General features: G+C 46.0%; 16 protein-coding genes and 2 pseudogenes. 2 read left to right on the forward strand and 16 right to left on the reverse strand.

What is annotated here, in order from left to right; translation table 11 throughout:
- From Q0380_RS07465 to dsbD, 16 genes and pseudogenes are all read right to left on the reverse strand, one after another.
- Window positions 1-702: hypothetical protein (locus tag Q0380_RS07465; RefSeq protein ID WP_298962108.1), on the reverse strand; the 702-nt coding region annotated here is incomplete at its 3' end.
- A gap of 409 nt (window positions 703-1,111) precedes the next feature.
- Complete coding sequence (locus Q0380_RS07470; protein WP_298962111.1) at window positions 1,112-1,339, reverse strand: hypothetical protein; 228 nt, start codon at window positions 1,337-1,339, stop codon at window positions 1,112-1,114.
- 1 nt (window position 1,340) lies between these two features.
- The gene (locus tag Q0380_RS07475; protein WP_298962114.1) at window positions 1,341-1,799 is read right to left on the reverse strand and encodes a hypothetical protein; all 459 of its coding nucleotides are present in this window, start codon (window positions 1,797-1,799) and stop codon (window positions 1,341-1,343) included.
- A 420-nt stretch (window positions 1,800-2,219) separates the two neighbouring features.
- The gene (gene mrdA, locus Q0380_RS07480; RefSeq protein ID WP_298962117.1) at window positions 2,220-4,040 is read right to left on the reverse strand and encodes a penicillin-binding protein 2; all 1,821 of its coding nucleotides are present in this window, start codon (window positions 4,038-4,040) and stop codon (window positions 2,220-2,222) included.
- Window positions 4,037-4,525 (reverse strand): hypothetical protein, encoded by a 489-nt coding sequence (locus Q0380_RS07485; RefSeq protein ID WP_298962120.1) that lies wholly within the window; start codon window positions 4,523-4,525, stop codon window positions 4,037-4,039. Before Q0380_RS07485 ends, mrdA begins: the two co-directional genes overlap by 4 nt.
- Window positions 4,492-5,331, reverse strand: coding sequence for a GNAT family N-acetyltransferase (locus Q0380_RS07490; protein ID WP_366806662.1), 840 nt, complete (start codon window positions 5,329-5,331; stop codon window positions 4,492-4,494). The genes Q0380_RS07485 and Q0380_RS07490 overlap by 34 nt, the downstream gene beginning before the upstream one ends.
- A 112-nt stretch (window positions 5,332-5,443) precedes the next feature.
- Window positions 5,444-5,806: pseudogene (locus tag Q0380_RS10500) on the reverse strand (YihA family ribosome biogenesis GTP-binding protein); the annotation flags it as partial.
- A 237-nt stretch (window positions 5,807-6,043) separates the two neighbouring features.
- Window positions 6,044-6,343: pseudogene (locus Q0380_RS10505) on the reverse strand (GTPase); the annotation flags it as partial.
- The gene (lptA, locus tag Q0380_RS07505; protein WP_298962126.1) at window positions 6,340-6,855 is read right to left on the reverse strand and encodes a lipopolysaccharide transport periplasmic protein LptA; all 516 of its coding nucleotides are present in this window, start codon (window positions 6,853-6,855) and stop codon (window positions 6,340-6,342) included. The gene lptA and the pseudogene Q0380_RS10505, both read right to left, overlap by 4 nt.
- Window positions 6,819-7,352, reverse strand: coding sequence for an LPS export ABC transporter periplasmic protein LptC (gene lptC, locus Q0380_RS07510; protein ID WP_177389114.1), 534 nt, complete (start codon window positions 7,350-7,352; stop codon window positions 6,819-6,821). The genes lptA and lptC overlap by 37 nt, the downstream gene beginning before the upstream one ends.
- A gap of 67 nt (window positions 7,353-7,419) precedes the next feature.
- Window positions 7,420-7,908, reverse strand: coding sequence for an HAD-IIIA family hydrolase (locus Q0380_RS07515; protein ID WP_298962131.1), 489 nt, complete (start codon window positions 7,906-7,908; stop codon window positions 7,420-7,422).
- 86 nt (window positions 7,909-7,994) lie between these two features.
- Window positions 7,995-8,942 carry a substrate-binding domain-containing protein gene (locus tag Q0380_RS07520; RefSeq protein ID WP_298962134.1) on the reverse strand — a complete coding sequence of 316 codons (948 nt, stop codon included), beginning with the start codon at window positions 8,940-8,942 and terminating at the stop codon, window positions 7,995-7,997.
- 1 nt (window position 8,943) lies between these two features.
- Window positions 8,944-9,081 (reverse strand): hypothetical protein, encoded by a 138-nt coding sequence (locus Q0380_RS07525; RefSeq protein ID WP_297881384.1) that lies wholly within the window; start codon window positions 9,079-9,081, stop codon window positions 8,944-8,946.
- A gap of 8 nt (window positions 9,082-9,089) precedes the next feature.
- Window positions 9,090-9,512 (reverse strand): hypothetical protein, encoded by a 423-nt coding sequence (locus tag Q0380_RS07530; protein ID WP_298962137.1) that lies wholly within the window; start codon window positions 9,510-9,512, stop codon window positions 9,090-9,092.
- A gap of 245 nt (window positions 9,513-9,757) precedes the next feature.
- On the reverse strand, window positions 9,758-10,336 hold the full coding sequence (hisB, locus tag Q0380_RS07535) for an imidazoleglycerol-phosphate dehydratase HisB (protein WP_298962140.1): 579 nt from the start codon (window positions 10,334-10,336) through the stop codon (window positions 9,758-9,760).
- Between the two features lie 48 nt (window positions 10,337-10,384).
- A complete protein-coding gene (gene dsbD / locus Q0380_RS07540) occupies window positions 10,385-12,355 on the reverse strand; it encodes a protein-disulfide reductase DsbD (protein WP_298962143.1) in 1,971 nt (656 codons plus the stop codon).
- Between the two features lie 108 nt (window positions 12,356-12,463).
- Between dsbD and ppk2 the strand changes: the two genes are divergently transcribed.
- Together ppk2 and Q0380_RS07550 are read left to right on the forward strand one after the other, a co-directional pair.
- Window positions 12,464-13,366 carry a polyphosphate kinase 2 gene (gene ppk2 / locus Q0380_RS07545; protein ID WP_298962146.1) on the forward strand — a complete coding sequence of 301 codons (903 nt, stop codon included), beginning with the start codon at window positions 12,464-12,466 and terminating at the stop codon, window positions 13,364-13,366.
- A gap of 762 nt (window positions 13,367-14,128) precedes the next feature.
- Window positions 14,129-14,374: a helix-turn-helix transcriptional regulator gene (locus tag Q0380_RS07550; RefSeq protein WP_040303199.1), complete on the forward strand. Its 246-nt coding sequence runs from the start codon at window positions 14,129-14,131 to the stop codon at window positions 14,372-14,374.

Below are 14,374 nucleotides of genomic sequence, written 5' to 3' on the forward strand. Positions count from 1 at the left end.
CCAAGAAGATCTGTGAGATACTCCGTCGCCGTTATGATCGAAGTAGGCTCCGCCGCTTTCATTATTATCCGAGCCTGATTTTTTATCCGAAGCCGTTATGGATATAGGATTGATACCGATCTTGCCGTCACCGTTGAGATCAATGGCGAGAGGGTCGACGATATTGATAGAGGTAAAGCCGAAGAATTTCTTGATATCGTCAATATATTCGCCTAGTAAGTCTTTAATCTCCAGATAATATTCATATTTAAGACCACCGTATATTTTATTTAAGTCATCATTAAATCCAAGTGTCCAATAACCAGTATATGTATTGAATTTTGGAAGTGGTATGTCATTCTCTTTCAATAAAGATACAGTAAAAGTATTGCAATTTTGTCTCGTGCCAATGTATGCATAACCTGCTTCATATTTATCTGCACTTTTATTTACATTATTCCATACACCAGACAAATCTTCGCCTTGTAACAGTACTTCAGTTGGATATGGATGTCCGTCCAGTGGATAGTCAACAGTGCCTTCAATGTATTCGCCCCTGCTTATCGATAGCTCATCAACTTTATAGAATACACCATCACCTACACCATATTTCTCCGCTGGACCCGCACGCAAATAACTTTGCTTGCCATTTTTATCAGTATATAATAAAAAAGAATGCCAAAATAATCCTAAGTCTATGTAACCTATCTCAATTCTTTCCATTATCATAATAAATCCTTAAAAATTTCATTAGCAATCGCCGTTTAAAATATAAGCGTATGTTATTGTAAGATTTTCGTCAAAATCAACACCAATCCTCTTTTTCGCCCCATTACATAATCTTCAAAATGGCACTTCGTCTTTGTTTGGCAGATAAAACCATTGTCTTCAAACAATCGTATTACGTCAAGATTTTCTGTATCTTGTTTCGACTGAAGATATAAACTAAGCTTTTTTGTTATATCGATTCCTTTGGAAATACATTTTCTATTAGGCAAAGCCTCTACTGAAATTTTAACAATCTCGTCCTGTTTCTTAAAATTAATTTTATAAACAATATAAACGATGAAAATAGTGCTAATCAAAATAATACTTTGTAAAATTACATGCGTATAAGTTTTAAATTTCATATTTACCTTTTCCCTTCCCTGAAAGCAACACCTGCCATTATTGCAATACCATGCGTTACCATACCAGCTGTACTAATCACATCAATTATATCATTTTTTATGCCACTATAAAATACAGTTGTTGATCCAGACGAGTTTATATCTATTTCTTTTAAAATACCTATAATGTCATCCAGTGAATTAGCTAAAGCCAATCTTGCGTTTGCTTGTTCTAGTGTTAAATTTGCCATTTTATTTCTCCCCTTTATCAGTTAAGTTTTGTAGTTCCATAGTATAATTCGACTCCGGTTTCCACAAATCACAGTCCCTATATACTTCTAAAATTTCTTTTAACAGGCATAAAATATCTTGCTTACTAAGATTTTGCGTATGATTTGGTTTTAAATCTAGAAGCCCCCAGATTCTGTGGAATTCGTCCGATCGCGTATCCGCTACCTTTTGATCCAACACTACATATATTTGAGTGCTATCGCAACATAAGATCCATACGGCTTTTGCAAGCAACGCTCTATCGTAATTCGGATCCTCAAAATTATACATTTTCCATAACCAACAATTTCTATCTCTATCTATAGTCCACTCCAACCTATTAATAAAAGTATCGTACTTTGAATTATACTTTAACCAAATCTCGCTAAGTCCATACTTCTCATCATCCTTTTTTGTGATGATTGCATTTTCAAACGCCATTCTTCACTCCTTAAAATTTAATTCTCGGATTATACCGCGATATGTTTATATCCGCCTATGCGCTAATATATAATGCATTTAAAATTTAAAACCGCTTTACCTACCAAATTTTAGGGTCTTTTGCTGTTCTAAATTTTAAAATTTCAAGTCTGCAAAGGACGGGTAAAATTCTAAATTTCAAAGTCTCTGTGCTACGCTAAATTTTAAAATTTCAAACAGGCAAAGGCGAGATAAAATTCTATCTCCTCCAAGTTTTATAAAATTTTAAAATTATGCATCGATGCTCCAAACTAAATTTTAAAATTTCAGACTTACGAAAGCGGATAAATTTTAAAATTTTAAACCTATGGAGGCTAGATAAAATTCCAAGCCCGCGAAGCACGGGCAAAATTCTAAAATTTTATAATTTTAAATTCCGCTCTACTTCGTTTTCTTTGCGCTGTCTTTGATGGTCGTTGCGTTGGCGTCGATGTAGCCCATCTGGGCGAGTTTTTCGTAGATTTGCATTATCACGGGGCCTGCCGCGCTTCCGCCTCCGCCGCCGTGTTCAACTAGTACTGTTACGGCATATTGCGGCTTGTCATACGGACCGAAGCTCGTCATCCAGGCGTGCGAGCGGTGGAAGTAGTCCATATCGGCCTCTTTCATTCGCTTTTTGGTGGTCTGCGAGATGCCTACGACCTGCGCGGTTCCCGTCTTGACCGCTAGAGGCACTACTGCGGTATGGATGAGCTTGTAGGCGGTGCCTCCGTCTGGGTTGTTGCCGACCTCATACATGCCGCGTCGCACGAGGGGCAGCTGCGCCTTTTCTTTCGGCGTGAAAAGCTCGGTAGGGGTAAATTCCACCGGCTTGCCGTCGATGCTTTTTAAAAAATGCGGCATGATAGCCTTGCCCGAGGCGATCTGCGCGGTGTTTTTCGCCACCTGCATAGGGGTGACGAGCACGTCGCCCTGGCCGATCGAGGCATTGACCGTCTCGCCCTGATACCACGCGCGCTTAAATTTCTGCATTTTCCAGGCCTTATTAGGCATCGTGCCTACAAACTCATTGGGTAGATCGACGCCCGTTTTACTACCAAATCCCAGACGCTGTAGATACGCGGACATATAGTCGATCCCCACCAGCAGTGAGCCTTCGTAAAAATATACGTCGCAGCTGCCTTTAATCGCCTCTACTAGGCTCACGCGGCCATGACCCCAGCTCTTCCAGCAGCGAAATTTACGCCCTCCAAGCTCTATCGCACCGCTGCAAAACACGCTCCAGTTTTCGTTGATCTTGCCGCTGTTTAAAAAGCTCATCCCCACAGCCATCTTAATGACAGAGCCCGGCGGATAGAGGCCGTTTACGAGCTTATTCGTAAACGGATGGCGCGGATCTTTTATCAGCTCGTCCCACTGCGCCTGCGAAATTCCGCCCACGAAGGTGTTCAGATCGTACTCGGGGAAGCTGCCCGCCGCGATGATAGCGCCGTCGCGCAGATCCATCACGATCGCTACGCCGTCTTTATCTTTAAAAATTTCCTCGAGGTATTTTTGCAGCTCAAGATCGATGGTGAGCGAAATTTCGCTACTGCTGGGCTCTTGCATCGAGATCTCCTCCACGACCTGATTTAGCGCCGTAACCTTCGTCTTGCGCTCGCCCTTGCTGCCCTGCAAAAGCTCGTTATAATACCCCTCGACGCCGCTTCTGCCGTTGTATCCGGTAAGCGCGCTTAGGGGGTTGTTTTGGATATCTTTTTTATTGGCGCGGCCTACGTAGCCGATGATATGAGAAGCAAGCGCGCCGTAAGGGTAGAAGCGCTGCGAAGCGGGCGAAATTTTAATATTTTCGTGCAGGCTCAAGCTTGCGAAATGCTGTATCGTGGCGTTGTAGTCCAAAAACGGCACGACTTCGATAAAATCTTGATTGTAAGCGGAATTTGCGTCCTTGTAGCTCTTGCTCATCGCGGTGACATTGAGATCTTTGAAGTAGCGCGAGATATTATTCAGCTCGCTTTGCAGCGCGGCGTCTTTTAGATGCGGCGCGATGGATAGCGAAAAGCCGAGATTATTTATCGCAAGCGGACGGCCTTTGGCATCTAAAATTTGACCGCGCACCGGCGGGATGTATTCGGTAGAGATGACGTTGTTTTTAGCGACCTGCTCGTAGAATTCGTTTGATTTGATCGAAAGATAATAAATTCTAACCAAAAGCATGCTAAAAAATAGTATCACGAATACGAATACGAACTTTAGCCTCATACCAGCCGCCCCTTAAAAAAGAGCAGAGCAAGCAAAATTTCAATCACGATATAATTTAAATACTCGCCGCTTAGGGGCAGATACTCGCTCTTTTTGATCGCAGAGATCGCGTTGCTCACCACAAAGACCAAAACATAGCTGATCATCACGTAAAAGCAGATCAAAAAATTTCTAAATTTAATATATTTAAATGAGTTTTCATAGACCACGAAATAAAATATACAATACGCGATAGCCACGCTAAATAGGTTAAATCCGTGGATCTGCTCGGCGCAAAACAGATAAAAAATAGAGAAAAACCAGGTAAAGCCGAACTTTTTAAATTTCACGTCGTTTTCATATTTTTGTACCACCATCGCCGTGAAAAAAAATCCGATCAGCGGCGGCAACCACCTATACACCGCACTTAGAAGTAGGTAGAAAAGAACCCCCGCGCTAAAAAGAGTGTCCGCTATAAGGTATAGATAAGTGCGATTTCGTTGCATACCGGAAACTTTTTGCATTTAATACAATCGGCCCAAATTTTTTGCGCGGGCAGCTCGTCCTTTGGGATTTCGGTAAAACCGAGCCGCTCGAAAAATTCCTTTTGATAGGTGAGCGTAAATACGCTTTTTAGCCCATAAAATTTCGCTTCGTCTAGCAGCTCGTTTACGATAGCTCTGGCAATGCCGCGCCTGCGAAACTGCGGAGCGACGATGAGCGAGCGCACCTCGGCAAGATCGGCGTTAAAAATTTTAAGCGAAGCAAAGCCCGCCAAGATTTCGGCATTTTTTGCGGACTGCGATTCGCAAAGCCGCGAACGTTCGGTTTGCAAAACGCCCGCGCTTTGCGAATATTCGCTCCGTAAATTTTGCCCTTTGCCCGCTTGCGCGCGGCTCGCCCCGGATACGACTTGCGCTGCGCTATTTCGTGGCGCGCTATTTTGAGACGTAGCTAGTTGCGGCGCAAAATTACCCGCGGCATCTTCGGCGGAATTTTCAGAAATATTTTCGGCAAAATTTTCGGCGGAGCTTTGGATTAAATTTAAATCGGCATTGCGCGCTAAATTTGAATCAAAATTCCTGACTAAATTTAAATCGGAATTTTCTTTAGAATCAAAACTCAAATTTTCCTTGGAATCAAAACTCGTATCCGCCTTAAAATCGCAGCCGAACGCCAGCACGTATGAGCGGATATTCGCCGCAATTTCATCGCTTTCAAGCGGCAAGATCACGCCGTTTTGCACCTCCTCTTTTACGAGCTCCTGCATGCGCGAAATGTCGCAAAGGCGCGCTTTTTTTAGCCGTATCATCTAAAATTTTCCCTAATCTTCGCGCAATTTTCGCGGTGCATTTTATATCCGCTAAATTTAATTATTTTGAAATTCTGCGCCGCGAAATTTTGCGTATTTAAATTTAGAAATTTCATAATCCAAACGCCCTGCGCACAATAATCTCGCGCGCTTTCGCAAGCCCGCTGCCTTTTAGCGTAGAGACCAAAATCGCCTGCGGATCGTGCCTCAAAAGCTTTGCGCGCTCGCTTTGGTTGAGCTTGTCGGCTTTGGTGTAGAGCCTCACGACCTTTTGATCGCCGCGCAGAAAACTAGCGAGATAGCTTTGCAAATTTTTATCTATCGTAAGATCAAACTGCCTCGCGTCGATGAGATGGACGAAAAGCTTGATATTTAGGCGCTCTTTGATAAATTCGTCGAGATTTTTTTGCCAGATATAATGCAGTTTTTTAGAAACCTTAGCGTATCCAAACCCCGGCAGATCCACGAAGATCAAAGAGATATTTTCACCCAAGCTAGCAAGATCCGAAAAGGCGGGGTTGCCCGCTAAGCTTAGCGCGGATATGCCCTTAAAATTTAATTCGGGGCTTTGCGCTGAATTCGGCGCAAAGCCCGCCGCAAGATCTGTCTCGCGATCCGATCTAAAATCCGCCGAGGCACTTTTTAAATTTAAAACGCAATCTTGCTTCAAATTTCGCTCAGACGCCGCAGCCTCCGCGTGATCTTGCGCGCAATTTGCAGCCGAGCTTAAAGCCTCTTTGCTCGCTAGATCGGGCGATGTTTCATTTTGCGAGCCGTCCGAGTCTGCGGCAAGCTTTTGTTTAAATTTAACTTCGAAAAAATTTATCAGCTGCGTTTTGCCCGGCGTCGAGCTTGATTTGGCTAGATTTTTGCGCCCAGTAAGCGCGTTTATCAGGCTGCTTTTGCCGACGTTGGAACGCCCCAAAAACGCCACTTCGCTCATCGCAAACTCGGGCGCACCGCCGATATTTGCGGCGGAGGTGATAAACTGCGCGCTGCTAGGATAGATCATTTGTTTTGATCTTCGACCTGAAAGATCAGACGCACGGGCTTTTTCTCGCCGCCGCCACTTTTTACTTCGTAGGTGCCCTTTTGGCGATTTACGATGATCTTATCGCCGTAAACCTCCTTTTTGGTCTCGGCCTCGTGCAGATAGGCGTTGTTTTCAAGCGTGTAAGCCTCGATAGTCGGATCGTAGGTCAGCACGCCGCCCTTGCCGTCGTAATGCTTCTGATTGAGTAAAATTTTAAAATTTGCGTTTCCCGTCGCGACATATTTTGTAGGTTGGCGCTTGGCGTCGAAATAGATCGTCACTTTATCGGAATTTAGCGTATCATAAGCGCCCTTTTTGATGCGAACGTTGCCCGTCAGCACGCTGATCTGCTTGATCTCGTCGGCGAAAAAATTATCCGCCGTGACCTCGACCTGCTCCTGCGCGGCGCTAAGAGTAGTCGCGCTAAAGCCCGAAATTAGCGCAGCTGAAAGTATTAGTTTGTGGAGTTTTGATCTTTTATTAAATACCATGCGTGGATTCCTTTTGAGTTTGTTTGTTTGGTTTTGGTGTCGTAGCTTATGCTTGCGCCCGTGATACGGTCGCCGCCTTGGCGCAGCACGTACGGCACGTCTGAGCGGACGATCTTGCTGCTCGTATCGTAGATGATCTCTTGCGCCGTGTAATCAAAGCCTCTGCTATTTACATAGTGCGCGTCGCCGTTAAATTTTATCAGCTCGCCTGCGCGCGTCGCGGTCTTTGAAACCAAAGTGTGATTTAGATCTGCGCCAATCTCCTCGGCTTTAAAATTTACAAACTCGTCGCGATCCTTATAGCGAGTGCCGCCGTCCGCGGTAAATTTAGCATCCACGCGCTCGCCGATCTGATAATCGACGATCTTTTTCATCTCCATATTCGCAATGCTTAGATCTTGCCTAAACATATCGCTAAAATAAGGCGTCTGCACGCTTAAAAACACCATCGCGACGCAAAAGATCGCAATCGCGACGTAGAAAATTTTTATCACCATCGCTCGGCTCCTTTTGATCTGCGCGGAATTTCGCCCCTCGCAGGCATTCTCACGCGCGCTTGCGAAACTACAGCCATTTGCTATTCCACTCTTTGCGCATGCCGTTTTTATCGACGAGCATTTCGATCATCTCGCGCACCGCGCCGCAGCCGCCGTTTTTGCTTAGCGCGACGTCCGCTTTTAGCGAGCTTAGCGCATCGGCGGGCTTGAAGCTGATCGCGACCGCATTTAAAAGCTTCGCGTCGTTTATATCATCGCCAATTGCAGCGGCCTCATCGAAGCTTAGGTTGAAATTTTTTAAAATTTGCTCCGCCCTTGAGAGCTTGTCTTTTTCGCCTTGAAAGAGCGTATCGATCTTTAGCTCGCGCGCGCGGTTTGCGACGATCTGCGAGCTTTTGCCGGTGATGATCGCGACCTTTAGCCCCAGCCGCTGCCACTCCTGGATGCCAAACCCGTCTTTTACATTAAATTTCTTCATCTCTTCGCCGCCGTTTGAATGGTACAGCCCGCCGTCGCTAAGGCAGCCGTCTACGTCTAAAAATATGATCTTTATCACTTCGTTTTCCGTTTTTTGAAATTTTGTGATTTTAACGAAATTTGGCTGAATTTTTGGCAAACGCCGTATAAATTTAAGCTGCGATCTTAGCCTTTAATCGGCACGTAGCCGCTATTTTCGATGATGCTTTGCCCCTGCGGCGAAAGGATCCAATCTATCAAGATGCGGATATTTTCGTTTTTGTTGTTTTCGTCGTAAACCGCGTAAATTTCGGCTACGAGCGGGTATTTACGGCTAGAGATATTTTCTTTGTTCGGATACGCGCCGTTTAGGCTAAGCATCTTCACGCCGCCGTTTTGCACGATCCCCTCGACGTAGTATCGAAACGAAAAGCCGATCGCGCTGCCGAAAAAGCCAGTGATCTTGCGCTTAGGTTGTGTCTCGCCCATAAATTTCAAAAACGCGCTCTGGCTGCCGCTGCCCGCGTTTCGCTGCACGGCATCTATTCGCATGCGCTCGCCGCCGAGCTGCGACCAATCGTCAAACTCCCCAGAATAGATCCCTCGCACCTGATCCACGGTTAAATTTGAAACTTTATTATTTGCATTTATGATAAAGACGAACGCCTCCAGCCCGATCGGCACGAAGCGCAAGCGCACGCCCTTTTCCTGCGCATAATCAAGCTGCTGCTTCGAAGGGGCGGCGACGAAAATGAGATCCGCCTTGCCGTCGCTTATGGCCCTGTACGCGCCGCGGGTATTGCTAAATTTAAGCCTGCTAGCATTCGTGAAATTTTGCCCGTCAAATTCCACGCTTTCCTTCGGATAGCTCGCCGCGACGAACGCCGAAAAGACGGGATACAAAGCCGCTGCTCCGTCGATTATGGGCAGATTGCCGCTAAGTTTTAAGCTGGAGCTAACGCGCACGATCTGCGAGCCCTGCTCAAACGGCAGAAATTTATGCAGCTCGATCGATTTGGTCTGCATCTCGGCGCTGCTTTGATTTACGTATCGCTTCACGACGAGGCTGTAAAATGTAAAATCGAAAGCCATCAAGATAAACACCAGCAAAATGGCGATAATTGCACGCTTCATCTTAGTTTCCGTTTGCAATATAGGAGATGATCGAGCATTTGCTCTGCAGATACAGCGCCGCTGCGGTTAGCGCACAAACGCTGATCGCCCAAGCCGTCAATATTACGGCGATCGTTTTTTGAAAAATTTCATCGCTCATTTTGTGCCTCACATATGCGCAAGCGCGCTATTAAGCAGCCATAAAAAGCCGGTTAAGACCGCCGAAAAGATTATGAATAAAAACGCGGAAAGGATCAGGAGATTTCTAATCCTCCTGCGGCGCTCGGGCTCGCTTTTAGCAGATTTAATAAATTTTACCAAATACACGATGAGGAAAATAAACGAAATTATCGGCAGCGCGATCAAAACCGAGATCGAGATGAATAGATCCGGCAGCCACTCAAAATATACCAGCGGAGTAAGGGTGCACAAAAACGCAATCGTCGAAATAATTAGAAATTTTCTATCTCTTTTATGGCGCTCCGGCTCGTCTTTTGATCTGATAAATTTAATCAAACACGCGACAAGCCAAACAAAGCAGATCAAAAACAGCACATTTAAAATCTCCATAAACGATTCCAGGTTATTCATCTTTTACCTTTAAATTTTAATATGCAAAGCGGCATTTTAGCGCTCCGATTAAATTTACGCGCCAGTCAAGCAAGAGCGCAAGCGCAAATGCGCTTAAAGCAAACTCTTAATAAAGCGGCGATCCTCGCCCAAGCAAAAGCGAAATTTTGCAAATTTCAAGCAGCGGCGATAGTAAAATTTCAAACATCGATAAAATTACAAAACCGCGAATTGCTAATTTTGCTAAATTTAGCGCGCATTTGCCGTTATAAAACGCCCTTGGTGCTAGGCACGCCGGCGCGCTCGTTGATACTTATCGCGCGACGGAATGCGACGGCAAACGCCTTAAACGCGGCCTCTGCGACGTGATGTAGATTTTCGCCGCGGATCTGGCTTAGATGCAGCGTAAAATTTGCGTTGAAAGCCAGAGCGCGAAAAAATTCCTCCACGAGTTCGGCATCGAATTCGCCGATCTTGCCGCGCTTCAGGCTCGGGCAGTCAAATACCAAAAACGCGCGGTTGGAAAAATCAAGCGCGGCGCTTACGGCGGCTTCGTCCATCACCACGACGCTATCACCGAAGCGCTCGATGTTTTGCGCGGGATAGATCGTCTCTTTGATCGCGCTTCCGAGCACGATGCCGCAGTCCTCGACGCTGTGGTGAAAATCGACCTGCAAATCGCCCTCACAGCGCAAGCTCAGATCGATCCACGCGTGCTTGGCAAACGCGCTAAGCATATGATCGAAAAAACCGATGCCAGTTTGTATCTGCGCCGCGCCGCGCCCGTAAAGCTCCAGCTCAAGCTCGATTTTGGTCTCTTTCGTAGCCCTATTTTTGCTTATCATCGCGCAATCCTTAAAACTAAATTTTGTTTGAAATCTATCTAAATTTCACTAAATTTCGCTTAAAATCTCAGCCAGCTTTTCGGAATTTACGCTGCCGATCTGGCGCAGGTTCGTAATCTCGGCGCCCTCTTGAAAAAACAGAATCGTAGGCGGGCCGAATACGTTGAAATGAGCTTTTATCGCTCTGTTTTGCTCGCTATCTTCGCTAAGATCGATCTTAAAAAGGCTAAATTTATCAAGAGCGTCCGCAAGAGCGGGATCTGCGAACGCTCGCTCGCTCTGCTCGCAATTTTTACACCAGCTAGCCCAAAAATCCACTATCACGGGCTTTTTGGAATTTTCTATTTCGCCCTGCAGCTGCGCCAGATCGTGCACAAACGAAAAATGCGCGCCGCTTAAATTTTTAACGCGAAAAATTTCGCCTGCTTGCAAGCTCTCGCCGCCGGGGCCGCCGCTGGAATATCTCGTGCTTTGCGGGATTAGATTACCAAGCGGTCTGGAAAAATCTTTCGCGCCGCTGGCAAAGCCTGCAAGCAGCAGCGCCGAATATAGCGCGATTACAAGGGCCAAAGCGCGCTTTATCCCGCTCGCGCCGCCGTCAAACAGCCCCAAAAATCCTGCGAAAATCGCGCCCAAAACCGCATAAATCAGCAGGCTTAAATTTTCGCCGATGAGCGCGCGCGAAATCCACACCGCCGTAAAAAGCAGCAAAAAGCCGAAAATTTTAGGCACCGCCTCCATCCAAGCTCCGGGCCTCGGTAGTGCGCCGCCAAGCCCCACCACAAGCAGCAGCGCGCCGCTTCCGAGCCCAAGCGCAAAAAGAGCCGCCGCACCCAGCAAGACGTCGCCGCTGCCCGCGATATAAACGAGCGCACCCGCAAGCGGAGCGGAGATGCACGGCGATACGACAAGAGCCGAGATAAGCCCCATCGAAAAAACTCCGATCAGACCGCCGCTCTTTTCGCTTTTGCTGTTTAAGAAGCTTTGAAAACGCGCAGGCAGGCGGATCTCGTAAAATCCGAACATCGAAAGCGCGAGCGCGGCGAATATTAGCGAGGTTAGGATCAGCGCGAGCGGAGTTTGCAGCAGACCTTGTAAATTTTGCCCAAAAATCGCTACGAAAGCTCCTAAAATCGCATACGAGCTCGCCATCCCAAAAATATACGCGAGGCTTACGGCGAGGCTCGTTTTCGCGCTCGGCTTAGAGGAGGTTTTCGCCACTATGATCGACGAGAGGATCGGGATGAGCGGATAGACGCAAGGGCTTAGCGAGAGCAGCACGCCATAGCCGAAAAACAGCGCGATCGCCGCGATGAAGCTCTTGCTGCCAAGAACGTTTAAAATTTTATCCTGCTCGGAGATGGAATTTGCGTGCGGATTTTTGTGCGCAGAAGTTTGATGGGAATTTACAGCGGCGTTTTCTGCCGAGCTTGCCGCGGAATTTCCCGCTGCGTGCGAGTCCGCCACGGAATCTGTCTCTGCGCCCGCTGCTGTAGTATTGCTTTTAAAATTTACAGCCCCGCCTTGTGCGCTGAACGTGTCAGAAATATGCGCGGAATTTGCGCCTTTTCGATATTTTTTCAGCTCGGAGTTTGAAATTTTGCTGATCTGATAGCCCTCCACCACGCGCTTGAAGCTAAAGCCGAACTGCTGCGGTTGGTAGCAAAAGCCGGATTTCGTGCAACCCAAAAAATCGCCGTTAAGCACGAAATCATCGCTGTCTGCGGCATTTGCGAGCACGAGGCCTAAAGGCACGGTAACACTAAAATTGCCCTCGTAAATTTTATAATCCTTATATTCGGTCGCGGCGGGCAGATTTATTAAATTTGTGACCTCCGCACTGCCGATGAAAATTTTTATCTCGTTTTGATAGAGATAAACCCCGTCCGCGATATCAAAGCTTAGCGTTACGCTATCGCTTTGCGCCGCCGCGTTAAGCTTGAACGCATCGGAGGGTTTCAGGGGCTCGGCGCCCAAACCTAAGAGAAAAAACGCTGCCAAAATCAGTGATCTGATCAAATTTTATCCTTTGAAATTTTTTCCTACATTCTAACGTAATAAGTATGAATTTATAGTGTAATCTAAAGAACTTTTTTGTAAAATTCCTTAAAATTTTTAGGAGGCTATATGAGCAAAGAGATCAAAACCGAAACGGGCGAAATAGCGCTGAAAGAGATAGAATTTAAAAGCTCAAAGTACGAAAAAATCTCGTTCAAAGACTACGAGATGCTGCTGCAAAGATACCAGATCGAGCTTTTGAAGCTGCAAAAATTCGTAAAAGAAAAAGGCTTAAAAATTTTGATTTTGATGGAGGGGCGCGACGCGGCGGGCAAAGGCGGCACGATCAAGCGTTTAACCGAGCACCTAAACCCGCGCGGATGCCGCATCGTAGCGCTCGAAAAGCCGAGCAATGTCGAAAAGACGCAGTGGTATTTCCAGCGCTACGTCGCGCACCTACCCAGCGGCGGCGAGATTGCGATCTTTGACCGCAGCTGGTACAACCGCGCGATGGTCGAGCCGGTGATGGGCTTTTGCACCCACGCCGAGCATAAAGATTTCCTGCGCCAAGTGCCTAAATTTGAGGAGCTTTTGGTAAGCGCGGGGATAATTTTGTTTAAATTTTACTTTTCGGTCTCCAAAGAGGAGCAAAAAAGGCGCTTTGAATCGCGCCGTACCGACCCGCTGAAGCAATACAAACTCTCGCCGGTGGATGCGAGATCGCAAGAGCTGTGGAATCAATACACGCTCGCAAAATACTCGATGCTACTAGCTTCAAATACCGAGTTTGCGCCGTGGACGATCCTTGATAGCAACGACAAAAAGATCGCGCGGCTAAACGCCTTCCGCTGCATACTCTCGCGCATAGACTATCCCGAAAAGATCGATGCAAAGGAGCTTGCGGTGGATCCAAACCTCGTGCGAAACGGCACCAGGGAGATAGTGCTAATGGAGGATAGCCAAAAAAGCGAGGCTTGGCGCAAGCTGGAAAGCCCCTCTCGCAAGAACAAGAAGGATAAGAAAAAGGGTTGAATCTTGCCAATGGAGATTACTCGCTAGGGAGGCTTGCTAGGAATTGCTTCATTAGGGATTTATTTCCTAATATATAGAAACGCATTAAATTCTATGATTGTGCACCTCAAGATTCTTTGAAATTCTATCTAATGGGATGGAATTCTACACAACGCTACGGGCTACGTGATGAAGTATATCACGTTTCAATTCCTAATGGAATAGAATTCTACCTCGTCGCTTGCTTTTCTCTGCGGTTGTCGCCCATAGTTTCAATTCCCAACGGAGGAAATTTACACGAAAAGATAAAAGAACTTAAAGAGCAAATTGAAATGTTTCAAACTCCAACGAGAATTGAAATGCGAAACTCACATATCCCGCATCCACCGCCTTTCCGTAGAATTCTATTCCACTAGGAGTTGAAAAGCTCTTTGTACTGGCAGATATGGCTCGGCATAGGGTAAAATTCCATCTTGTTTGTAATAGCTGCCGGAACCGATCAAAAAAATCAAATCCCGAAAGCTTCGATATGTAAAATTTCATTCTATCCCGGTTTAAAATTTAATGTGCCGTTCTATAAGATGCCTGTTTGTGCAAGCCGGTTCATCTTTACGGCATAATATGCAAAATTTTATAAAATTTTATGTTTATTTTATGCAGTATTCTGTATAATTCATACGGATAAACGAAGTGTTTTGCTATTTTTACTTATGAATAACACGATTTTTATTCATTTTATACGATTTTATGTATAATTAACGAATAAATTTGTATAATTTTCATATGTTAGAAACGAGCGATATATTCAACATTTTGCACAATGCCGTCGAAGCTAAAAACAACGGCAAAAAGATCTCGCACGCTGCGATGGCGCAGAGGTTAGGCGTATCGATGCGGACGTATCAGGACTGGCGCTTGGGCACGACCAAGCCGCAAGCCGCGACCGCGATATGCCAGATGTTGTGTGAGCTCGATAGCGACGACGCTGCGTTTGTGCTGCATAAGATAAAAAAACTTATAGGAGAGTAG

This window comes from uncultured Campylobacter sp., from assembly GCF_937959485.1.
Lineage (GTDB): Bacteria > Campylobacterota > Campylobacteria > Campylobacterales > Campylobacteraceae > Campylobacter_B.